Annotated in this window: 19 protein-coding genes, 6 tRNA genes and 2 pseudogenes; 7 read left to right on the top strand and 20 right to left on the bottom strand. The window is 36.9% G+C overall.

Features of this window, described 5'->3' with window-relative positions; genetic code table 11:
* Window positions 1–2: 2 nt before the first annotated feature.
* From BA768_RS06415 to BA768_RS06365, 11 genes and pseudogenes are all read right to left on the bottom strand, one after another.
* A pseudogene (locus tag BA768_RS06415) lies at window positions 3–2,173 on the bottom strand (TonB-dependent receptor domain-containing protein).
* A gap of 87 nt (window positions 2,174–2,260) precedes the next feature.
* Window positions 2,261–2,572 carry a hypothetical protein gene (locus BA768_RS06410; RefSeq protein WP_045752358.1) on the bottom strand — a complete coding sequence of 104 codons (312 nt, stop codon included), beginning with the start codon at window positions 2,570–2,572 and terminating at the stop codon, window positions 2,261–2,263.
* Window positions 2,573–2,943: 371 nt separating this feature from the next.
* Complete coding sequence (locus tag BA768_RS06405) at window positions 2,944–3,753, bottom strand: PRTRC system ThiF family protein (protein ID WP_065720139.1); 810 nt, start codon at window positions 3,751–3,753, stop codon at window positions 2,944–2,946.
* Window positions 3,750–4,463: a PRTRC system protein B gene (locus tag BA768_RS06400; protein WP_065720138.1), complete on the bottom strand. Its 714-nt coding sequence runs from the start codon at window positions 4,461–4,463 to the stop codon at window positions 3,750–3,752. The genes BA768_RS06405 and BA768_RS06400 overlap by 4 nt, the downstream gene beginning before the upstream one ends.
* 9 nt (window positions 4,464–4,472) lie before the next feature.
* Window positions 4,473–5,627, bottom strand: coding sequence for a hypothetical protein (locus tag BA768_RS06395; protein WP_065720137.1), 1,155 nt, complete (start codon window positions 5,625–5,627; stop codon window positions 4,473–4,475).
* Window positions 5,628–5,644: 17 nt separating this feature from the next.
* Entirely contained in the window at window positions 5,645–5,863 is a 219-nt protein-coding gene (locus BA768_RS06390; protein ID WP_038330829.1) for a PRTRC system protein C, read from the bottom strand.
* A gap of 26 nt (window positions 5,864–5,889) precedes the next feature.
* Window positions 5,890–6,492 carry a PRTRC system protein E gene (locus tag BA768_RS06385; protein ID WP_065720136.1) on the bottom strand — a complete coding sequence of 201 codons (603 nt, stop codon included), beginning with the start codon at window positions 6,490–6,492 and terminating at the stop codon, window positions 5,890–5,892.
* Window positions 6,489–6,701, bottom strand: coding sequence for a hypothetical protein (locus tag BA768_RS06380; protein WP_065720135.1), 213 nt, complete (start codon window positions 6,699–6,701; stop codon window positions 6,489–6,491). Before BA768_RS06380 ends, BA768_RS06385 begins: the two co-directional genes overlap by 4 nt.
* The gene (locus tag BA768_RS06375; protein ID WP_065720134.1) at window positions 6,698–7,174 is read right to left on the bottom strand and encodes a hypothetical protein; all 477 of its coding nucleotides are present in this window, start codon (window positions 7,172–7,174) and stop codon (window positions 6,698–6,700) included. Before BA768_RS06375 ends, BA768_RS06380 begins: the two co-directional genes overlap by 4 nt.
* 54 nt (window positions 7,175–7,228) lie before the next feature.
* A complete protein-coding gene (locus BA768_RS06370; RefSeq protein WP_065720133.1) occupies window positions 7,229–8,302 on the bottom strand; it encodes a DUF932 domain-containing protein in 1,074 nt (357 codons plus the stop codon).
* A 45-nt stretch (window positions 8,303–8,347) separates the two neighbouring features.
* Complete coding sequence (locus BA768_RS06365; RefSeq protein ID WP_065720132.1) at window positions 8,348–8,740, bottom strand: single-stranded DNA-binding protein; 393 nt, start codon at window positions 8,738–8,740, stop codon at window positions 8,348–8,350.
* 597 nt (window positions 8,741–9,337) lie between these two features.
* On the opposite strand from BA768_RS06365, the gene BA768_RS21245 reads away from it, so the two are divergent.
* The 3 genes and pseudogenes from BA768_RS21245 to BA768_RS20860 form a co-directional block, all read left to right on the top strand.
* On the top strand, window positions 9,338–9,496 hold the full coding sequence (locus BA768_RS21245; protein ID WP_165601776.1) for a hypothetical protein: 159 nt from the start codon (window positions 9,338–9,340) through the stop codon (window positions 9,494–9,496).
* Window positions 9,493–10,962: a recombinase family protein gene (locus tag BA768_RS06360; protein ID WP_065720131.1), complete on the top strand. Its 1,470-nt coding sequence runs from the start codon at window positions 9,493–9,495 to the stop codon at window positions 10,960–10,962. Before BA768_RS21245 ends, BA768_RS06360 begins: the two co-directional genes overlap by 4 nt.
* A gap of 317 nt (window positions 10,963–11,279) precedes the next feature.
* Window positions 11,280–12,065 (top strand): annotated as a pseudogene (locus BA768_RS20860) (recombinase family protein); the annotation flags it as partial.
* Window positions 12,066–12,795: 730 nt separating this feature from the next.
* Here BA768_RS20860 and BA768_RS06355 read toward each other — a convergent pair.
* The 8 genes from BA768_RS06355 to BA768_RS06320 all read right to left on the bottom strand — a co-directional run bounded on the left by BA768_RS06355 (window position 12,796) and on the right by BA768_RS06320 (window position 14,434).
* Window positions 12,796–12,870: transfer RNA gene (locus BA768_RS06355), tRNA-Pro, on the bottom strand.
* A gap of 365 nt (window positions 12,871–13,235) precedes the next feature.
* Window positions 13,236–13,306: transfer RNA gene (locus BA768_RS06350), tRNA-Lys, on the bottom strand.
* Window positions 13,289–13,543, bottom strand: coding sequence for a GIY-YIG nuclease family protein (locus BA768_RS06345; protein ID WP_083206594.1), 255 nt, complete (start codon window positions 13,541–13,543; stop codon window positions 13,289–13,291). The genes BA768_RS06350 and BA768_RS06345 overlap by 18 nt, the downstream gene beginning before the upstream one ends.
* 49 nt (window positions 13,544–13,592) lie before the next feature.
* Window positions 13,593–13,663, bottom strand: a tRNA-Lys gene (locus BA768_RS06340).
* Window positions 13,646–13,900: a GIY-YIG nuclease family protein gene (locus tag BA768_RS06335; protein ID WP_083206593.1), complete on the bottom strand. Its 255-nt coding sequence runs from the start codon at window positions 13,898–13,900 to the stop codon at window positions 13,646–13,648. The genes BA768_RS06340 and BA768_RS06335 overlap by 18 nt, the downstream gene beginning before the upstream one ends.
* Before the next feature lie 49 nt (window positions 13,901–13,949).
* Window positions 13,950–14,023 (bottom strand) — tRNA-Arg (locus BA768_RS06330).
* A 238-nt stretch (window positions 14,024–14,261) separates the two neighbouring features.
* A tRNA-Pro gene (locus tag BA768_RS06325) sits at window positions 14,262–14,336 on the bottom strand.
* 13 nt (window positions 14,337–14,349) lie between these two features.
* Window positions 14,350–14,434 (bottom strand) — tRNA-Ser (locus BA768_RS06320).
* Between the two features lie 135 nt (window positions 14,435–14,569).
* On the opposite strand from BA768_RS06320, the gene BA768_RS06315 reads away from it, so the two are divergent.
* The 4 genes from BA768_RS06315 to BA768_RS06300 all read left to right on the top strand — a co-directional run bounded on the left by BA768_RS06315 (window position 14,570) and on the right by BA768_RS06300 (window position 19,129).
* Entirely contained in the window at window positions 14,570–15,592 is a 1,023-nt protein-coding gene (locus BA768_RS06315) for an N-acetylmuramoyl-L-alanine amidase (protein ID WP_065720130.1), read from the top strand.
* Window positions 15,593–15,671: 79 nt separating this feature from the next.
* A complete protein-coding gene (gene aspA / locus BA768_RS06310) occupies window positions 15,672–17,072 on the top strand; it encodes an aspartate ammonia-lyase (RefSeq protein ID WP_065720129.1) in 1,401 nt (466 codons plus the stop codon).
* A gap of 81 nt (window positions 17,073–17,153) precedes the next feature.
* Window positions 17,154–18,008 carry a glycosyltransferase family 2 protein gene (locus BA768_RS06305; RefSeq protein ID WP_065720128.1) on the top strand — a complete coding sequence of 285 codons (855 nt, stop codon included), beginning with the start codon at window positions 17,154–17,156 and terminating at the stop codon, window positions 18,006–18,008.
* Window positions 18,009–18,100: 92 nt separating this feature from the next.
* A complete protein-coding gene (locus tag BA768_RS06300; RefSeq protein ID WP_065720127.1) occupies window positions 18,101–19,129 on the top strand; it encodes a hypothetical protein in 1,029 nt (342 codons plus the stop codon).
* Here the strand turns inward: BA768_RS06300 and BA768_RS06295 are convergent.
* Window positions 19,122–20,597, bottom strand: a complete 1,476-nt coding sequence (locus BA768_RS06295; protein ID WP_065720126.1) for a lipopolysaccharide biosynthesis protein — start codon at window positions 20,595–20,597, stop codon at window positions 19,122–19,124. The genes BA768_RS06300 and BA768_RS06295 overlap by 8 nt on opposite strands.
* Between the last annotated feature and the right edge of the window lie 3 nt (window positions 20,598–20,600).

Raw genomic sequence — 20,600 nt, 5'->3', positions numbered from 1 at the left:
TTTTAAAGCTTGAATTTTATTCCTCCGTTAATCACAAATCCGTCCAAAGGTGCATAAATGTCTTTAAAAACCGGATTGGTTATTGTTCCTGTATAAATGCTACCAAAGCGTGTTTGTCGGGTGTCAAGGAAGTTTTCAAAGTTGATGTACAGAGAAAATCTTTCCCAAATCTTTTCAGCCATAAACCCGGTAATAAAGTAACCTTTGCCCGTAGTTCCATTATTCAGTTTTTGAGGACTGAAATAATAGGCTTCCAGACCAACTTTCCATTTGTCTTCTATTTCATACATCAGGATGGAATTAATGCGGTGCTTTGGCGTTAACGGGCTTTCTACAGTCATTCCATTTTGGTTTAATCGAGCATCTGTATAAGTGTATCCCAAAAATAATTTCAGGTCATCGTAACCAATTTTAATATTGGTTTCTGTTCCTTTAGTATGAATATAACCTGGGGAATTAACGAACTGATACAGATTTGCAGAGGGGTTTTCAAGTAACAAGGGATTATCCAGATAGGTGTAAAAGAACAATTGGTTTATGCTAAATGACCAATCTTCCCCAATGTAGGTGCGGTAATTGATGTCTGCATTTGCTCCATAACTTTTTTCCAATTTATTGATTTTGTTGTCAATAGGCATTACATTTTGATATTGTAGGCGTTCGCTTTCTTCTGTAAAAATGGTTGGTGTTTTATACCCAAATCCACCTCCAATACGTGAAGTCAATCCGTTTGCAATCTTAAACAATGCAGATACTCTTGGCAAAAATACAGCTCCGTAATCTATCACGTAATCCGTTCTTAAACCCGCTTCTAATTGAAGCCAATCAGTAGCCTTAAAAGAATTTTGAACGAAAGCTCCGAATGTGTTTTGGCTGTAATCCCTCAACGGAAATGCAGTAATCTGCTTTTCTTTAAAATTGTCTGTCCAAATATTGACCCCTGCTACCCATTCCGATTTTTCTGTACTGTTGGTATAATTTGCTTCTGTAAAAGTTGCGGTTTGTGTTCCCTCAAACTGATAGTTGGGAATTGTTGTATTTCGGTTAAAATAACTCACGCTATTTTTAATTTGAAAAGAACTTTTTTCATCAATTAAGTGGTCGAAAACAAATTGTGTGGAATAGCGTTGTGTTTTATTTTTCTCGAAATATTGATGTGTGTTATCTCCTTTACCTTTGATGTAAAGCATATCACCTCCCAAACGGTTTTCGATAGTTGTATTGACACCGAAATTCATTTTTGTTTTATCATTGAAATAAACAAACAATTTAGGGTTCAGTACAAAACGTTCAAATTTTGGAATGGCAGAAAAACCAATTTTTGCAGGGTCGTAAGCTCCGTTTCTATTATGCGAAGCAAATATGGTTGTTCCGATTTTCTTATACTTCTGTCCGTAAAAACCGTTGATGTCTAAACCTCCACCTGATGTTCCGTTTAAATGAAAACGCAAATCCCTTTCTTCCGTTGGTGTCTTGGAAATCAGGTTTACCAAACCTGCTATTGCTCCACCACCATACAGCGTAGATGTAGAACCTTTGATAACTTCAACCTGCTTAAGTCAAGCGGTGGAATTTGCAACAAACCTAATCCGCTTGAAGCACCCGAAAAAATAGGAAAGCCGTCTTTCAAGATTTGCGTATATCTTCCGTCAAGTCCTTGAATACGGATACTTGCATTGGCACTTGTGGGCGAAGTGGTTTGTACGTGAATACCTGTACTTTCCGCCAAGAGCATACGAATATCCCCAGGTTTCATATTGCCTTTTTCGCCCAATTCTTCACTTCCGATAAATTCAATGCGGGTAGGAATATTTTGTATGCTCCTTGTACTTCTTGTAGAAGATATAACCACTTCCTCTAACTCCTCTGAACTTTCTTTGAGTAAGATTTCAATAACGCTGGTGTCCTTTAATGGAAATTCCAATGTATCAATACGTTCATTAAAGCCTACGTAACTAAAATGTATTTCCTGTACACCGTCAGGAACATTTACTATTATGATTTGACCATTTTCGTTGGATGTCGCTGCAAGCGAGGTTCCTTTTATAGATGCCGTCACACCAATCAAAGGATCTTTGTTTTCACTGTTTCTAATAACAGCATTTAAATTGTTTTGTGCAAATACACAGAGATTTAGTGTCATAAAAAATGACATAAAGAGTATTTTTTTCATTATATGAAAAATTATTAATGTTTGAAAAATAAGAATTGACGGTTTGTAGCACCGCAATTTGTTATTGTGCCGAAGACACTAAAAACATTAATTAATCTTAGGCGGTTGCCAAATGGAAGAGAAGAAGTCTGAAACAGCTGACGCAGTTATTACACCTAATTTCTTTTTAGGTTGTTGGACATAATTGGATGTTAAAGCATAAAAAGAAGTAATTACAAATCCAGTACAGGTATTGCATTTAGAAAAAGGCGAGCAACATTCCATACCGCAACCGTCGCTATCTTCTTCCTGACTATTTGTTGTTTGATGTATGACGTCAAAGCATTTATCTTCCATAAAGCCTGGCAAGATCGATAAGACCAAGACCATTAATGCTAATATGAATGATAAATTTTTCATTTGGCAAATGTATAAATTTATGCTCAATTTCACACAGTAATAAAGAATTAGAACATCAACTGTTATTTTTAAATAATATATAGCGAGAATTAGAGAAGAGATAGTATTAAATTTCTATCATTTTTAAAAAATATATTTGGTTTATAACACAGAATCTTTTCTTTGGTCGCAGATGTGGAAAGAAAAGAAGTTTCCAAAAACAACGAAAGGGATACTGAATATCCCTGCAAAACAGATCGCAACCTGTTTGATGAAATGTGAAGTGAGGACGGTGCGTAGCCTTACATTTTGGCAAAGTGGTTGTACCGCTTAAATGCAAAAAGACAGCCCCGACCATCGGGAGGGTGTGTCTTTTTGCCGCCCGATTTTAGCTATGGGGCGACTGGAATAGGTTGTGAACGAAAATCTTTCAGATTGATAAAAAAGCCTCTGTATTCGGTCAATCCATTACGAAATAGACCCCATAACAAAGAACTTCCCATTTGTGCGAGTGACGAATTGATATATAAATCCTGTTTTTCCAATGCTTCAGCTAAACTGCAACTTGGTGTATCGGACTGCTGTTCGGACTGCTTCAGCAAATCCCCAAATTCATCTGTAACCATTGGCAGATTAGCTACTGTTTCGTACTTATCGGAATTAGGCTGTTTTATCTCTCCAATGGTTGACAACAATACTTGTCCTGTATATTGGCTGTTTCCATAATCCAACCAATATTTTGGCTTATGATGGTAATATTTGCCGTTGTCCAATGCTTTCAATATTTCAGCAATACCAAATCTTGCTTTTACACTATCTACACAGGTAATAAAAATCGTAGCCTGTGCATTTTCGGGAGTTTTACCCAAACTATCTTTTTCAAACTTCTGCGTTTCGGCTTTCCAGTTTGTACCCGAAAAGCGGTTTGCTCGATTAATAAGAGCAATGGATTTATACAGTCCTACCTCACATTCAGCGAAACGCTGTCTGCCTAAATTTGCTTCGGTAATAACATCATCATCCCAAAGACGAACGGACAATCCTGCGTGTCCTAACGCAATTAAACTGTGGTTCATTTCCATTAAGGCGGTCAAAACCTTTGAGCCTGTGCCACCTGCACCGATAAGGTTTATGGATATGGGATTGGTAGCGTTTATCAGACTATTATCCGTAAAATGGACTGTTGTTTTTTCGTTGTTCATCGCAATATGTCTTTTAAGGTTAGATTATTTTTTTTCAATACTTCCATTGGAAAGGCTTCGCCTGTGGCAATTAAATTTTCCCAAAGGCTTACACAATTTCCATTTATCGGGTTATGACCGTGCATTAAATGACTAAAATAGCTGTTAAAGAAAAAACCTTCCCATTTGTTTATAAATTCTTCCAATGAAGCGGTTTTCTTTATGCGTACATCAACTGTACCCATACATACATTACCGTCCTCATACACGTTAAAAAAGGGAGCATTGTACAGTTTTGTTTTTATTGTAGGTCTTCTGCTATTCGGTAAGGCGAAAACAGCTAAACCGTTTCGGTTCGCTACCCACAGCATAGGCGGTACATTAGCTTTGCCTTTAGGTATGCCCAAACTTTCCACAAAATATAGTTCCCTTTGTGTGGCTTTAGTAAACCAAACCACTTTGTTTCCATTAGGCTCAAAGTATAAAACCTGATTGCTCAATACTCCCTGCGGTTTCAATAGCGGTTCTTTTTGCTCTTTGGCGGTCTTCAAAGCCTTAGCCAGTTGGTTCGCTTCTTTTACGGTCAAAGGGTGAGCATTAATGGGCGTACCGTTTTTATCCATATCAAAATGCTCTACATAAGTATCGTTACCCTTTCCAGTAGTCTGATAAAATACCAATGCTGATTTTGGGTAGTATAGCGTTCCGAAATCCTGTGTTATATCGTTCATAGCTTTGTTTTAAAAATTATTCAAAATGTAGGTCAATTCGTTTATCATCGGTAACAAACGGTTTTCAAACTCCAAAGTGTTGGCGGTGATGTCGCTTCCGTCAAACCGTTTGATAATAATGGGTTCTTCCATCTGTCCGTATTCCTGCAATTGGTTATTTACGGATTCTACTATATTATCCATTAGCCAACCTGTACCATCTGCACAGAAGGAAACATACTTCTCCATTGAAATGATATTTTCCATGTCTTCTTCGTTGGCTTCGCCATTGGGCCGGGCGTTGTGGAAGATGGTTGCATTGGGGTACTGCTCATAAATGGCATAGGCTTCCTGTGCTACTTTATAGCAATCAGCATCAATCTTATCTTTCGATTTAAAACGGTTTAAACGTTCGTTAAAGAGCCTTAAATTAGCTTCGTTGTATATCTTCTGTTCCATACGGTCACCAATCCATTCCGCTTGTGCAAATTCACTAAGATAGGTTTCTGTTTCTTCTTCGTAATCGTCCTCCGTTACCCAATCTTTGTGCATTTCATACATCCAGTACAGGTAACTGCTTTGTTGTCTGTAATATGGTATATCAGCAATATGGTACAGATAACTACAAACCGACAAAAGCAGTTGAGCCGTATGTTTCCGTTTCGGGTCTTTCAACCAACGAAATAAGGGTATTACAGGAATGTAATACAGGGTTGCACCAGTATTATATCTTTCCTCACTTGTAAAAAACACTTTCCTGCTATCCTGTATCAGTCTGATTTCTTCCCAATCCGTTATTTTAAGTTTTAGCTGTTCTTCGGTGTCTTTTAAAGCCAATGCGATATTGTACGGATACCCTAAAGACTGCGTTGGTTTCGGAATGATACCGTAATGCTCTGCCAATTGAGAAAGGGAACTATAAAAATCCCTTTCCATATTAGCATTATCCCTGCAAGCCTGTACGGTTTCTGTTTCGTTCAGTCTTGGGAGAAACGAAGTCCTTAAAAAACCATTGGCAACATGGCTACTGGTACGGACTGCTGTTTGTCCTTTTGGATTTCGTTTGCGTCTTTCGGTCGTTGCATCCAGTTTGCGAACTCGCTCAACTGACGGTGCAATTGCTTTTGCTTGGGTTCTTGGGGCATTTGGAATGTTCCCGATACGGTATGTCGTTGCATAAGTCATTGTTTTACTGTTTTAGTTTAACCTTTTGTTCCCATTGCACTTTCAAAACGGTACTGTACGGTATCGTCCTTGATTTGTGGTGCTGATACTTTTGCGGTAGTCAGAATGGGGTATGTATTGGAATAAAAATTCATTACTGCCTGTACACTCCATTGCGGTTCGGGGTCGTTGAGTTTGATTTCCTGCCCCTTATCATTCAATATAAAAACTCGTTGTAATTGCGTTGCTAATAACATAACATTTGATTTTAGGGTTAACACTTCTATTCTTTTTCTCCTGCTTCATCAATGGGGTAATCGTCTGTAACTTCTGCCGATTGTATCGGTTCGGGTGTTGCTTCTTCTGTTGCACCGAAAAGGCTCGGTGTGGCAAACTTGTCCGATAGTGAAGTTTTGCGTTTGCGGATGGCTTCTGCATAGTCGGGAAAATCGGCAGGGTTCGGCACTTTCATCCACGCTTCACGGAATTTGCCCTCTTTTTCTAGTTCGTCAGCCTTTGTCATTACTTCTTTATACTTCTTGTCCCTGGCTTCCTTTTCTTTCTTCTCCTTATCGGCTCTTTCCTTTTCCATTGCCGATTGTTTTTTGACTTCTTCCATTTGCTTTAAGAACTTTTCCATGTCCACCATCAAACCCGAAACGGTTTGTACTGGTGCGGTTATCTGCTCAAAAAATCCCTCGTCAAATTCCTGTGCAGTAGCGTTGAATGTAAGGGGCGGAATAAGGTTTTTGGCATTATCTCCGCATTGTTCGTTATTGAGCATAACCGATACGATTAACTTGGTTTCTGTTCCCTTTGAAATGTTCAGTTGCAATACTCCTGTAAAGTCCAACTGCTGTATCTGATTGAAAAAATTTATGTTCATCGTTCTAATTTTTTTTGTTTGTCCTCTAATCGTTTTTTCTTAGCTGTCAGTTTATTGTACATATCTGTCCAATAAGCGTTCTGTCTTTTGTTGAACTCGGAGAAACTTTCGTCCTCGTGCCTGTAACCAGTGTACAGTTTGCTAATCTTTATGGCTTCATCAAGGTCAGTGACTTCGATAGAGCATCCGTTCAAATCCGTTACTTTCATAGCAATGATAGTTTACGTTCCAAAAGCGTTTCCAGTATTTCCCAATCGCTGTCATAGGTTTTCCCCTCAAAATGGTAAGTGTCTGTATCTTCATCAAAATCATACGCTTCTATGTCTTCATCGCTCAAACATACATCGTCCAGTATGCCGTTTTGATAGGTTGCCCTGCCATATATCCCGTTTCCCGTTTCCTCATAATCCTGTACAAAATCAACTTGGTATCGGTCTGCTATGCTCCGCAGTATCTCGGAGTTTGGCGACCATTTTGTTTCATACTGAAAATTTCCTTCATCGCCCTCATTCCAGTAGATATTGAAGAAATACCCACCGTTTGTACTGTCTGAAAAGTCGGGCAATTGCCCTTCTTCGGCTTGTTCTTCCTTTTCCTTTAGGGTTTGGAAAAGTTGTTGTATCTGTGTGATTGCTTCGGGTTTTCCCTCGAACACAACCGTATTACTGCACCAATTCGCCATAATATTTAGTTTTTAAGGCTACCACCGTTTGTAAGGCAGTAGCCTGTTTTTTAATCAATTGAGTTGAAAAACGTCTGCACCGACTTTCTGAAAAGAGGTACATAATTCAAATGCTTTCTGTGATTTGAGTTGAGCTGTACCGCCCATTACAATACTCTGTAATTTGGCTTCGTCGTCTTTGTAATTTCTTACGTTCTGATAGTAGCCTGTCACCGCATTGTATGCTCCGAACAATGTACCTTTGGTGGTGTCCATCTGTTGGGTATCGCTTACCATTGCATATGCAAAAGCATCTTCAACCACGTTTTTGAATACTGTGGAAACTTCATCTTCCGCACCTTTTTTTAGCAGTTCCAATGTTTCCTTATTTGGGCAAAGTGCCAGTTGGATTAGCTTTTTAACTTCTTGGTCTGAAACTTTTACTTTCGTCCACTCATTGAAAATCCCTTCTAATTGGTGACTGAACTGGTTAGCAATTCCCATAACTTTATGTGCGTTGTCCAAACGTTGTTTTGCTCCTGCGGTGTGCTTAATGCGTACAACATTGCTCATATTACGCAAAGAAGCATTTAAGGTATTTTGGCAAACGATACGGATAGGTGTAAAAGCGGCTGTAATACTACCGCTACCGTCATGCGAAGTCGTAAGGAAGATGTATTTTTCTGTCACATCATCGCCATTGCCCACACGGATATAACTCGGTAATTTGGCGGTAATAAAAATGCGTTCCCCATTACCCAAAGCTCCTGCGGTTTCGTATAAAATGCCGTCCGTACCGCCTACAATACTGTCAAAGAATGAAAAAGCATCCCTGTTTTGTACGATATGATAGTCTTTACCGACCACACCCAAAACTGCATTGTTATCGGTGCGTATGTTGGCGAAATAACTAGGTACTTCCAGTTCGCTATTTCCAATCTCGATACCGTTAGCAGTTTCTATAATGCCTGAGCTTTTTGTAAAGAGTGGAGATTTTACCACTTCATAATCTAACCCTGCGTGTCTGATTGCTTGTTCGCTTGTTGGGTAATCCTGTACGATTTGCCCCAAACCGTGCCACGCTTTTTCCTTTACACTAAAAAATGAGTAACGTCCTGTTCTGCTGTTGAAATTGATATTATGTGCCATGTTGTTGAAATTTTAAAAGTTTGAAAAATGAATATTTGATAGCTGTTAAAATGGTAGGTCATCTTCGGTTTGCTCCGCTTTAGCCTTGCCTTTGTTGTTATTGTCAGTAGCCTGCGCGGTTTCTGTTTTCCTGCTACCTCCGTGCAGTTTGATTTGCGAGGTATGAAAATTCAGTCCTGCTTTTGGCTCTCCGTCATTTCCTGTCCACGCTCTTGTACTTACCCTGCCTGTCAGTTCTACCAATGTGCCTTTTGTGAGTAGTCTGGCTACGTTGGGAGTTATCCAGTACGAGCAGTCGAAATAGGTTGTTTGTTCTATGCGTTCGCCCTGCTTGTTTTTGTAGCTGTCGTTTGTTGCTACTGAAAAGTTTACTACTTGTTTGTCCTGTGACGTTGTGCGTACTTCCGCATCTCTTGTCAGTCTTCCTGTGATGTTCATGATTTTAGATTTTTACGTTGTTAAATTCCTGTTTGATTTATTTTGATTTGATTTATTCGGCAATGAGAGGAGGTGCTTGTTTTCGTTTCACTTTTTCCATTACTAATGCTGATAATTTTCAATTCTGACATTTTTTTTATTCGTGTAAAGAGCCGGAGTATGCTTTGTATCGTTTCACGAGCATAAAAGGTTAGTGTTTAGCAACAGCAAGGTTTTGCAAAAAAATACTACCCTTGGGTGGAGATTATTTTGCAAACCCGGAGGGCATGACCTTGCTGTTGCGTTAAGAACACTGAAATACCTTTGCTCTTGAAATGGAACAAAAACAGCATACCGGTTCTTGGATAAAAAACTATGTGGAAGGCGGTGAAAATGGCATTGGGTAATGGCCTGATGTGGTTACAAAACATGTAGCCATCTAGACTGAATTTTAAATACTTTTTAATAATACGACTATGCAACCTAGTCTGTAGCTAAAATAATTGTGGTTGCATTTAGTCAAATACTGCCTCTAGGCGACAAACAGAACATTGTTAAACCTTCATCTTACAAACATTGATAATTTCAGATTCCATTAATGTTCTAAATGGATTTGATATGAAAGAAAATTTGCAGAAAACTAGAATGACAGCAGAGAAATTGAGAAAAATTATGAAAGGTGATAAAACTGAAATGTCAAACGAAGATGCCTCCAAAATGCTTGACTTTTTAAAAAAGCTGGCACGCATCACTGTAAAAAAATATCTGGAAAAATGAAAGCAGGAAGAGACCCCATTGCAGATCTATATGTACGTGTAAGCACAGATGAGCAAGCTGATAAAGGTTATTCGCAGCGCAATCAGGAAGAAATGTTACGCAAATATTGTGAGAATTATTCTATATCAATTCGTAATGTTATATACGAAGATCATTCTGCAAAGACCTTCAATAGGCCAGAATGGAAAAAGTTAATCACGAACCTCAAAAAGAAAAAGAACAGCGTTGATTTTATCCTTTTCACAAAATGGGACCGTTTTAGCCGAAATGCCGGTGATGCTTACCAAATGATAAATCAACTCCGAGATCTAAATGTAGAACCACAGGCAATTGAGCAACCATTGGATCTATCAATACCAGAAAACAAAATGATGCTGGCATTTTACCTTGCAGCTCCAGAAGTTGAAAATGACAGGCGGGCATTAAACGTATTTTATGGTATGCGACGGGCGAAGAAAGAAGGAAGGTATATGGGGTTGGCTCCGGTTGGTTATAAGAACAAGATTGATGAGGCCGGAAATAAATACATTACACCAAAGGAACCAGATGCTTCCACCTTGCGGTGGTCGTTTGAGCAATTAGCAAAAGGAACATACAACACCGAGCAAATTTGGAAGAAAGCAAAGGAAAAAGGTCTGAAATGCAGCAAGAACGCTTTTTGGCAAGTAATAAGAAATCCACTTTATTGCGGAAAAATATTTATACCGACATTTAAAGATGAAGAGAGCTATTTTGTACAAGGGCAACATGAAGCGATATTAAGTGAAGAGCTATTTGAACAAGTGCAAGACGTTTTGGATGGCAGAGGCAGAAAATACCGCTTAAAGATTGAAACTCGTGATGAATTTCCACTACGAGGATTTCTGATCTGTCCAGAATGTGGAAAATTATTAACAGCAAGTCGTTCCAAAGGAAGAAACAAATATTACAATTATTATCATTGCTATAAAGGATGTTCTTTGCGAATCGGTGCAGAACAGTTAACTGAATTATTTAAAAATGAGCTAAGACGCTATGCACCTTCAAAAGAAGTAATCGAAGTCTATAAAGATATTTTATTAGAGAGCTATTTAGAACAGACCAAGGATATTCAAACTTCAAAAAAACAGATTTCTGTACAACTTAAGGATTTAGAAAACAAGATATCGCATATTAGGGATTTGTTGGCCACTGACAAGATAGACGCTTCGGAATATCATGAGATAAAGAACCAATACAGTACGTCAATTGACCAGCTAAATAAAAAGTTTCAGGAAGTTTGTGGGCGAATACCAGATATAGACGAACTATTGAAAAATGACATCGCAGAATTTCTCAAGCTCGATAAGGTTTTGCAACAAAGCAACAGTGAAGACTTCAGGGGATTTTTAAACCTGATCTTTCCAGAAAAGTTGCTATTCGATGGGATATCGTTTTCAAAATCAAAATTCTGCACCGCTGTTAAACTAGGTTATAGTTATATCTGATTATCCCAACTATAAAAATTACTGTAGAAAAAACACTTATCAAAAATGCCCAAATTGGACATTTTTTTGGCTTATTCCGTACAGGATTGCAGGAGATTTATCGCTGACAATCCTGAAAATCATTTTTAAATAAAACGACTATTTTACACCAATATTCCTGAAAAATAAGGGATTAGATGCTATTGATTTAGTAAATTAGTGCCAATAAAAGCCAAAGAGTGCTACTATATACGAAAGATACTGTTTAATGCTTTGCAACGCAGTTTTTTATCGGGTAACTCCTAGGTCATATTTTGTGTAATTTTATATTTAAAGAAATGGGTTATATAGCAGACATATACATACGAGTTAGTACAGACGAACAGGCTGATAAAGGTTATTCCCAAAGAAATCAGGAAGAGATGCTACGTAAATATTGTCTTAATCAGTCAATTGAGATAAGGGATGTTATTTATGAAGATCACTCAGCAAAAACATTCAACAGACCGCAATGGAAAAGCCTTATCACAACATTGAAAAAGAAAAAGAATAATGTAAACCTTATCCTTTTCACGAAATGGGACCGTTTCAGCAGAAATGCTGGTGATGCCTATCAAATGATTAACATTCTTCGTGGGTTGGGCGTAGAACCGCAGGCGATAGAGCAACCACTTGACCTGTCTATCCCTGAAAATAAAATGATGCTGGCATTTTATCTTGCGGCTCCAGAAGTAGAAAATGACCGTCGTGCATTGAATGTATTTTACGGCATGCGCCGAGCGAAGAAAGAGGGTCGCTATATGGGATTAGCCCCCGTAGCATATGAAAATAAAACTTCCGAAAATGGAAAGAAATTTATTGCACCGAAAGAGCCTGACGCTTCCGTTTTAAGGTACGCATTTAAAGAAATTGCGAAAGGTATTTTCAATACTGAGCAGGTGTTTAAGCAAGCGAAAGAAAAGGGATTGAAATGTAGCAAGAATGCTTTTTGGCAGGTTATACGAAATCCGTTGTATTGTGGTAAAATATTCGTTCCCCAGTTCAAAGACGAAGAAAGCCGTTTCGTTGATGGGCAACACGAGGGAATCATATCTGAATCGCTCTACTATGAAGTACAGGACGTATTAGATGGACGCGGACGAAACTATCGCCCCAAGATAAAAACCATTGACGAGTTTCCGGTTAGAGGATATTTGGTTTGCCCTGAATGCAGTAAGTTATTGACTGGAAGTAAATCAAAAGGTAGAAGCCGTTACTATGCATATTACCATTGTATCGCAGGATGTACGCATCGTGTGAATGCTGAAAAAGTCAACGCGGCTATTGTAGAAGACTTAATTGAATTTCTTCCTAAAATCCAAAATGTATCTTTCTATGAAGAAACCATTTCGAAAGACTACCTAGGTGGAACACTAGAAGTAAAATCAGAAAAAAAGGAGATTTTGGCAGAAATTAAAGATTATGAAGATCGATTATCTCACACGCGAGACCTGCTTGCTACTCGTCAGATTGAAGCTGAAGACTATAGAGAAATGAAATCAGTCTATAGTTCAAAGATTTCTGCTCTGGAAGTAAAGCTAAATAGAGTTAATTATGATTCAGATAACATTCAAGGCCTTATAAAACAAGGAATTAACAAGATAATTGAGATAGAGAAAAATGTAATAAAAGGAGAACTTGCAGAGATATCAAAAGATATTGGTTCAATTTACCCTGAAAAAATCATTTTTTCAGAAAGCCAAGTTCGAACCGCTCGGCGCAACGATTTTATACAACATATCAACTTGATAAACAAAAAGTTATATGCAAAAAAAAACGGGACAAAAGTAGATTTTTCTACTTTGTCCCGTGAAGTCGGGGCGGCAGGATTCGAACCTGCGACCTCCTGGTCCCAAACCAGGCGCGATGACCGGACTACGCTACGCCCCGATTGAGGTCATCTTTTAACAAGAATTACCTTGTTTTTTGTGGGTGCAAAGATAGCAGATTTTTTTATAAAACAAAATAAAATTCAAAATAATTTTTTGTGAATATTTATTGATTGGTTCTCTGCAATTTTTACTGTATTAATAATCATTGGATTATCCGGAGCTAGCATGAGAAAAGAATTTTTATATTTTTAAAATTGAAACTTGATAATCTTCAATTTTAAAGATATCCATTTATTCTAAAAATCTAAAGGAACCTAATTTTTCAATTTTAAGGTTAACAAAAATGACGTAGAATATTATAGGCAGAAAGCTATATTGTAATGATAAACAAAAAACCTCACAACGAAAGTTATGAGGTTTCAGTGAGCGCGAAAGGATTCGAACCTTTGACCGTCCCGATTAAAAATCGGGATGTTCTATCCGTGTGAGCTCCCGATTAGCTTTAATATTTTAGACTTGCTTTTCCAGGCTTTTATTTCAAGCTCTCTTTTGTATGCATCAGATTTGAAATCATACTTTTCAGAATATACGATAATCCAATCTTTGGCTTTAGCAGTAAAGTCTGTATGGTTTGAAAGATGCTTTCTTAGTCTTTCCTGTAAATCTTCACAGGAGTGCCCAATATAATATTTGTCTAAAGATTTTGAATAAAGAATATAGCAATAACACATATAAGCTAGTAAAACAAAAAACCTCACAACGAAAGTTATGAGGTTTCAGTGAGCGCGAAAGGATTCGAATCTTTGACCGTCCCGATTAAAAATCGGGATGCTCTATCCGTGTGAGCTCCCGATTAGCTTTAATATTTTAGACTTGCTTTTCCAGGCTTTTATTTCAAGCTCTCTTTTGTATGCATCAGATTTGAAATCATAGTTTTCAGAATATACGATAATCCAATCTTTGGCTTTAGCAGTAAAACCTGTATGGTTTGAAAGATGCTTTCTTAGTCTTTCCTGTAAATCTTCACAAGAATGTCCAATATAGTATTTGTCTAAAGATTTTGAATAAAGAATATAGCAATAACACATATAAGCTAGTATAACAAAAAACCTCACAACGAAAGTTATGAGGTTTCAGTGAGCGCGAAAGGATTCGAACCTTTGACCGTCTGCTTAGAAGGCAGATGCTCTATCCAGCTGAGCTACGCACCCATTTTGCAATTTTTAAGAAATTACTGAAAACTTTTTAAGTGGTAGTATCTGAATTTGACCGTTCCGAGAATCGGAATGCTCTATCCAGCTGAGCTACGCACCCATTTTGCAATTTTTAAGAAATTACTGAAAACTTTTTAAGTGGTAGTATCTAAATTTCACCGTTCCGAGAATCGGAATGCTCTATCCAGGTGAGCTACGCACCCATTTGTAATTTTGAGAAAATTACCGAAAACTGTCGGGGCGGCAGGATTCGAACCTGCGACCTCCTGGTCCCAAACCAGGCGCGATGACCGGACTACGCTACGCCCCGAAAGAAATAAATGCGGAGGGTAAGGGATTCGAACCCTTGCGACACTTTCGCGTCGACAGTTTAGCAAACTGCTCCGTTAACCACTCCGGCAACCCTCCTTTTTATTTATATTTTAAAGATCTTTGTTCTGTTATTGCGAGTGCAAATATAGAATAGATTTCTTTATTTACCAAATAAAATTCAAGAAAAAATTACGTATTTTTACGCTAATAAACGATTAAAAAAGTAAACTAATGCGTAAGACATTATATATCATCGGCTTAAGCACGTTGGTTTTTTCGTGTACCTCACAAAAAAATATTAAAAAAACTACGTACCGACCTAAAACAGTGACTTCACAGCCAAAATCTGTAACAAAAACCGACTCTGTAGAAAAACCTAAACCTAAAATTACAAATGAGCACGGCGTAGAATTTTTCACAACAAATATTGCTGATGCTACAAAGAATGACAATACGATTAGCTACGGTTCAATTGTATCAGCAAAACCAGCAGGTTACAAAGTAGTGAAAACGCATTTTCCTGCGATTGCTCAAAATTTTAGACAGAAATATCTGATCTTACATTATACCGTTTTACCTGATGATAAATCTGTTGAAGTTCTTACGCAGCAATCGGTAAGCGCACATTATCTTGTAAATAATCTTGGAGATAACGAAATCTATCAATTGGTGGATGAAAACAAACGATCTTATCATGCAGGAGTAAGTGCATGGCGTTCAGACAAAAATCTTAACGACACTTCCATAGGAATTGAAATTGTAAATATGGGATACACTGCAGATGCAACTGGTGCGAAAATTTTCCAGCCTTTCAGTGATGAGCAGGTCAAAAAGGTGGCAGCTTTAGCAAAAGATATTGTTACAAGATACCAAATTCCTGCAACGAATGTTTTGGCGCATTCGGATATTGCCCCGACAAGAAAACAGGATCCAGGCCCGCTTTTTCCATGGAAAAAATTATATGATGAATATCAAATAGGAATGTGGTATGATGAAGCAGCAAAACAAATTCTTCTTACCACTGCACAAACCGATATTTCTACAAGATATAATGAGCCGGCATTTATATTTTTAGCTCAGACTGCTTTGCAGAAGTTTGGTTATGACATTCAGCCGAGTGGAAAATGGGATGATGTTACCAAAAAAACTATTGAAGCACTGCAGTATCATTTCCGACCACAAAATTATGACGGGATTATGGATGCCGAAACTTGGGCAATTCTTCAGGCTTTAAATCAAAAATATTCTAAGTAAGGTTAATATTGAGGGTGAAAATTTAAATATTGTACGTAATTTTCAATCTCAATCTTAGCCTAATACTCAACCTCATTTTATGGAAAATTTCAGAAAAGAAAGTGATCTTCTCGGAGAATTAAACGTTCCGATCAATGCTTATTACGGAGTTCAGACGCAAAGAGCGATTGATAATTTCAAAATTTCAGGACAGCTTTTGTCGTCATATCCGGAATTTATCAAAGGTTTGGCTTTCGTGAAAAAAGCGGCGGCAAAAACGAATTATGAGCTGGGACTTTTAGATGAAGATTTATATTTTAAAATTGCAGAAGCCTGCGATGAAATATTATTAGGAAAACTGCACGAACAGTTTCCTGTAGATATGATTCAGGGAGGGGCAGGAACTTCTATTAACATGAATGCCAATGAAGTGATTGCCAACCGTGTTTTAGAAAAATTAGGAAAAAATAAAGGTGAATATGAATTTTGTTCACCAAATGATCATATCAATCTTTCACAGTCTACCAATGACGCTTATCCAACAGCAATAAAGATGGGGCTGTTGCAAATGAACGCTACTCTTGTTCAAAAGCTTGAAAGTATTGTTGCCGCTTTTCGTGAGAAAGGAAAACAGTTTCATGATGTAATCAAAATGGGGCGAACTCAGCTTCAGGATGCAGTTCCGATGACAATGGGACAGGAGTTTGAGGCATTTGCCGCAACCTTAGAAGAAGATATTTCAAAATTAAATAATAACGCCAATCTTTTTGTCGAGGTTAATATGGGTGCAACGGCGATCGGAACAGGAATTAATGCTCCGGTTGGTTATGCAACGCTTTGTGCTAAAAATTTAGCCGAAATTACCGGTTATCCTGTTGTATCCGCACCGGATTTGGTCGAGGCAACGCCAGATACGGGGTCTTATGTGATTTATTCATCAGCAATGAAACGTCTTGCCGTGAAACTTTCAAAAATCTGTAACGATTTAAGATTGCTTTCTTCAGGTCCAAGAGCGGGATTGTCTGAAATCAATCTTCCGCCAATGCAGCCGGGTTCTTCGATAATGCCTGGAAAAGTAAATCCTGTAATTCCGGAAGTTGTAAATCAGGTTTGTTTTAAAGTAATCGGAAATGATCTTACCGTAACTTTCGCCGCAGAAGCAGGCCAATTGCAGCTGAATGTAATGGAACCTGTGCTTTCTCATGCCATTATGGAAAACATTCATTTCCTTTGCAATGCATTAGATACCCTTCGTGACAAATGTGTTGTAGGAATTACCGCCAATAAAGAGGTTTGTCTGAATATGGTAAAACACAGCATCGGAATTGTAACCGCTCTGAACCCTTACATCGGATATAAGCAGTCTACAAAAATTGCGAAAGAGGCTTTAGAGACGGGGAAAAGTGTTTATAATTTAGTTCTTGAACAAAGTTTGCTTTCACAGGAAAAATTAGACGAAATTTTAGATCCTGTAAACATGCTTAAACCGCATAATAAATAATATTAATGGATATTCATAAGCGATAATTGACGTACTTTTGCAGTTGTCAATTATCGCTATATATTTTTAAACTGATTCAGCTTGAAATTTCTCATCATTATTCCTGCGCACAACGAAGAAAATAATCTTCCATTTACTTTAGATTCTTTACAGCAGCAAAGTTTTAAGGATTTTAAAGTTATCGTTGTAAACGATGGCTCGACTGATGGAACTTCTGAAGTGATCAAAAAATATACTGAAAGCGATTCCAGATTTGAAACTATTAATTTGCAAAAATCAGCTCATCAACCGGGCTCAAAAGTTGTTGCAGCATTCAAAAAAGGATTACAAACGCAGGATATTAATGAGTTTGATATTATCTGTAAATTCGATTCGGATATTATTTTAAATGAAAACTATCTTCAGATCGTTGCGAATGCTTTTGTAGAAAATCCGGATTACGGTTTGGTTGGCGGACTTCTATATGTTGAAAAAAATGGCGAATGGGTCTATGAAGGGAATTCCAATAAACATCATGTTCGCGGCCCGATGAAAGCATACAGAAAAGAATGTTTTTTACAAATGGGCGGTTTGCGTGAAACTTTGGGTTGGGATAATATCGATGCAATTTTACTGCAAAATTTAGGCTGGAACGAAGTAGTTCTGCCAGAACTTCATGTAAAATTAATTAAAGTAAAAGGGGTAGATTATACGATAAAACCAGCAGATTATTACGGAAGATATTTTTATTTTTTAGGTTTAAACCGATTCTTAACCTATGTTGCATCTGCAAAAGAAGCCATGAAAATAAAATCGCCTTCATTTCTGTTTCAGATTATCAGTTCGTATGAAAAATGCAAATCTCAAAATCTTGAGCTGAAAATTTCAAAAGACGAACAAAAAGTAATTAATCAGCAACGTTGGAATCAGTTTAAAAAGAAGTGGTTTAAAATGTGATTCTTTTGATTCAATAGAAATGGGCTTTAGCCTATTTACAAAAACAAGAATTTTCCATTGGCTTTAGCCAAAATATAAGATCTAAAATTTCAATGAAAAAAATAGCCTACATAGAAATCGATACGCATGCGGAAATTGCTGCAGATTTTTTGGATTTAATGAAAGATTCAAAAGCGTTTTCTGTAGATTATTATTTTTCTGAAAAGATTAAAAAACAAATTCAAGGGAGTTCTGAAAACATTTTTTTGTCAGATAGCTCAATGATTTTGGATCAGTTGCAGGCAAAGAACTATGATTTAATCATTATCGGAACCGTACATCGTTATTTCAATACTTTTCTGAATGTCACTCAGAAATACAAAACGGCGGTGATTGTTCATAATCTTAATTTTTCGAAAGCTTCGCGATTAGACTTAATTAAAAATATTTTCAAGGAAGATATTATTTATCGACTGAAATTGTGGTGGAAAGAAGGATTGTTTAATGCTTCAAAAGTTTATAAAAAAGCTAATCAATTATTGGTTTTGGATCAAACTTTTTCATCTTCAGAATATCAGTTTTTACCACTTTTTTATACTAAAGATTTTTACCAGAATAAAAATGAATTTTTAACGATAGTCATTCCGGGTGGAGTTTCTCAAAAAAGACGTGATTATCAACATGTTTTAAATGTTATTCAGAATTCCGAAAAATCAAAAGAAATAGAATTTGTACTTCTTGGAAAAGCAAAAGGAGAGGAGCTTGAAAGCATAGAAAAAGTTGCAGAGAAATTTAATGTTACATATTTTACTGAGAGAGTTTCTCAGAAAGATTTTGAAATCTGGATGAAAAAAGCTGATGTTCTTTGGTGTCCGATTCAGCAGAAAACACGGTTTTTCAGTCAGGAAGAAATCTATGGTAAAACAAAAATGACAGGAAATATCGGTGATGCCATTAAGTTTGGTAAAATGGCTGTTTTTCCGAAAAATTATTCTTCAAATCTTGGCTTTATTATTCAGGAAAAAGAAAATATCATTCAGCAATTTGATGAATTAAAAAACTTGAAATATGATTTTCAGCAGGATTATAATAAAGAAATTGTTCTCAGAAATTTAGAAAATCTTCTGTTTAGACTTATTTAAATTTTAGGATGCTTTTGATAAAATTTCTATTGATATACTGCTCAATCGGGAATATTTTGGTGAAATGATTTCCAATAAAAATCAATAATAAAACAACTGCTGGTTTGTAAACCAAATTGATGAAATTATTCTCGAAAACCGGCAGCACAATCGCAACCGTAATCGCCAAAGTACAGATGATCGATACAAAAATCATTTCGATCGAAAAAGGTGAAACTTTAAACATAAAATAATTGAAGATCACTTTTATCAAATTATAAGTTGTCACAGAAATTGCCGTTGATAAGGCAATTCCAATCAATGAAAGGTCGGTATAATGAATGAAATACCAGTTTAGCCCAATCGTTAATCCTGCCAACAAAAGCATCACAATAATATTGAATCGGTAGTATTTTGAAAGTGAAATAATGTTTCCGTTAAATCCTGTAGCCAGATCCATCAAAACTGCAGAACCCCAAATCCAGATGACTGGTTCATACATTCTCAGCATATCACCTTTATTAGGCATAAAATGAGTTAAGTATGGGAATCCTACCATGATACAGCCAAACAAGACAGCACCAAGAAAATAAATGGTTAATGACGTTTTTTTATGAAATCTGTCGAGTTCCAGCATGTCTCCGTCGGCTAAATTTTTTCTGATGATCGGTGCGGAAATATTAAATAAACCCAGTTGCGGAATAGAAATCAAAGAAATAAGAGCCAATAAAATACTGTAAATCGCAATCTCCTCCTCACCAATAAATTCACCGATCATATAGTTGTTGATCGCCATGTGATTTCCAAAAGTTCCCAGAAATCCGAAGAAGCTGTAAGCTGCAAATTCTTTATAAAAATCATCTTTTTTAAAATAATCTCTACTAAAATCAAAGCTTATTTTTTCAAGTTTGTTGGTATAATAAATATATCCAGAAAGCATCAAGGCAAACATTCCAAAGAAAAAAGCGAGTGCAATCTGTTCCGAAAGCTGAAAGTAAAAGAAAAGGCAAAACGAACCTAAATTAGCCAGTTTCGGTAAAAGGTTATCAAAAATATTAGAAACAACAATTCTTTTGTAATTTGAAATGTATTTATTGAAAATGGCACACAATGAAAGTGTGAGAACAAGAGGGAGAATATATTTTTTGCTCTCCCAGATTTTCATTTTTGTAAAGTCGGGAAAGAAAGTAGGAATTAGAAAAAAAATGAGCAGGAAAACAATAAAATTAAAAAAAACCAAAGCTAACGAAAGCGACAGCATATTCTGATGTTTGTCCTCGTCATGGGCTCTCCCAAAAAACTTCACGTTGGAATAAGAAATTCCTAAAACAACGAAAGGAACCAGCATTTCTGCAGCAGACATAATGTATCGCAGTGTTCCGTAAAAAAATAGATCATTTGTAAAAATGAAAATGGAGAACATCCCGATCAGGGTTGCCGTATAACCAATAAGCGAATACTTAAAACCCTGCCTTGCAACTACACTCATACT

This window comes from Chryseobacterium sp. CBo1 (assembly GCF_001693475.1).
Lineage (GTDB): Bacteria > Bacteroidota > Bacteroidia > Flavobacteriales > Weeksellaceae > Chryseobacterium > Chryseobacterium formosense.
The sequence above is the reverse complement of the archived record's forward strand: the minus strand, read 5'-3'. Positions and strand labels throughout refer to the sequence as shown.

Excerpts from the sequence above, each read along its gene's own strand:
- BA768_RS06410 (WP_045752358.1), bottom strand. The coding sequence starts at position 2,572 with ATGAAAAATTTATCATTCATATTAGCATTAATGGTCTTGGTCTTATCG.
- BA768_RS06405 (WP_065720139.1), bottom strand. The coding sequence starts at position 3,753 with ATGAACAACGAAAAAACAACAGTCCATTTTACGGATAATAGTCTGATA.
- BA768_RS06400 (WP_065720138.1), bottom strand. The coding sequence starts at position 4,463 with ATGAACGATATAACACAGGATTTCGGAACGCTATACTACCCAAAATCA.
- BA768_RS06395 (WP_065720137.1), bottom strand. The coding sequence starts at position 5,627 with ATGACTTATGCAACGACATACCGTATCGGGAACATTCCAAATGCCCCA.
- BA768_RS06390 (WP_038330829.1), bottom strand. The coding sequence starts at position 5,863 with ATGTTATTAGCAACGCAATTACAACGAGTTTTTATATTGAATGATAAG.
- BA768_RS06385 (WP_065720136.1), bottom strand. The coding sequence starts at position 6,492 with ATGAACATAAATTTTTTCAATCAGATACAGCAGTTGGACTTTACAGGA.
- BA768_RS06380 (WP_065720135.1), bottom strand. The coding sequence starts at position 6,701 with ATGAAAGTAACGGATTTGAACGGATGCTCTATCGAAGTCACTGACCTT.
- BA768_RS06375 (WP_065720134.1), bottom strand. The coding sequence starts at position 7,174 with ATGGCGAATTGGTGCAGTAATACGGTTGTGTTCGAGGGAAAACCCGAA.
- BA768_RS06370 (WP_065720133.1), bottom strand. The coding sequence starts at position 8,302 with ATGGCACATAATATCAATTTCAACAGCAGAACAGGACGTTACTCATTT.
- BA768_RS06365 (WP_065720132.1), bottom strand. The coding sequence starts at position 8,740 with ATGAACATCACAGGAAGACTGACAAGAGATGCGGAAGTACGCACAACG.
- BA768_RS21245 (WP_165601776.1), top strand. The coding sequence starts at position 9,338 with ATGAAAGAAAATTTGCAGAAAACTAGAATGACAGCAGAGAAATTGAGA.
- BA768_RS06360 (WP_065720131.1), top strand. The coding sequence starts at position 9,493 with ATGAAAGCAGGAAGAGACCCCATTGCAGATCTATATGTACGTGTAAGC.
- BA768_RS06345 (WP_083206594.1), bottom strand. The coding sequence starts at position 13,543 with ATGTGTTATTGCTATATTCTTTATTCAAAATCTTTAGACAAATATTAT.
- BA768_RS06335 (WP_083206593.1), bottom strand. The coding sequence starts at position 13,900 with ATGTGTTATTGCTATATTCTTTATTCAAAATCTTTAGACAAATACTAT.
- BA768_RS06315 (WP_065720130.1), top strand. The coding sequence starts at position 14,570 with ATGCGTAAGACATTATATATCATCGGCTTAAGCACGTTGGTTTTTTCG.
- aspA (WP_065720129.1), top strand. The coding sequence starts at position 15,672 with ATGGAAAATTTCAGAAAAGAAAGTGATCTTCTCGGAGAATTAAACGTT.
- BA768_RS06300 (WP_065720127.1), top strand. The coding sequence starts at position 18,101 with ATGAAAAAAATAGCCTACATAGAAATCGATACGCATGCGGAAATTGCT.
- BA768_RS06295 (WP_065720126.1), bottom strand. The coding sequence starts at position 20,597 with ATGAGTGTAGTTGCAAGGCAGGGTTTTAAGTATTCGCTTATTGGTTAT.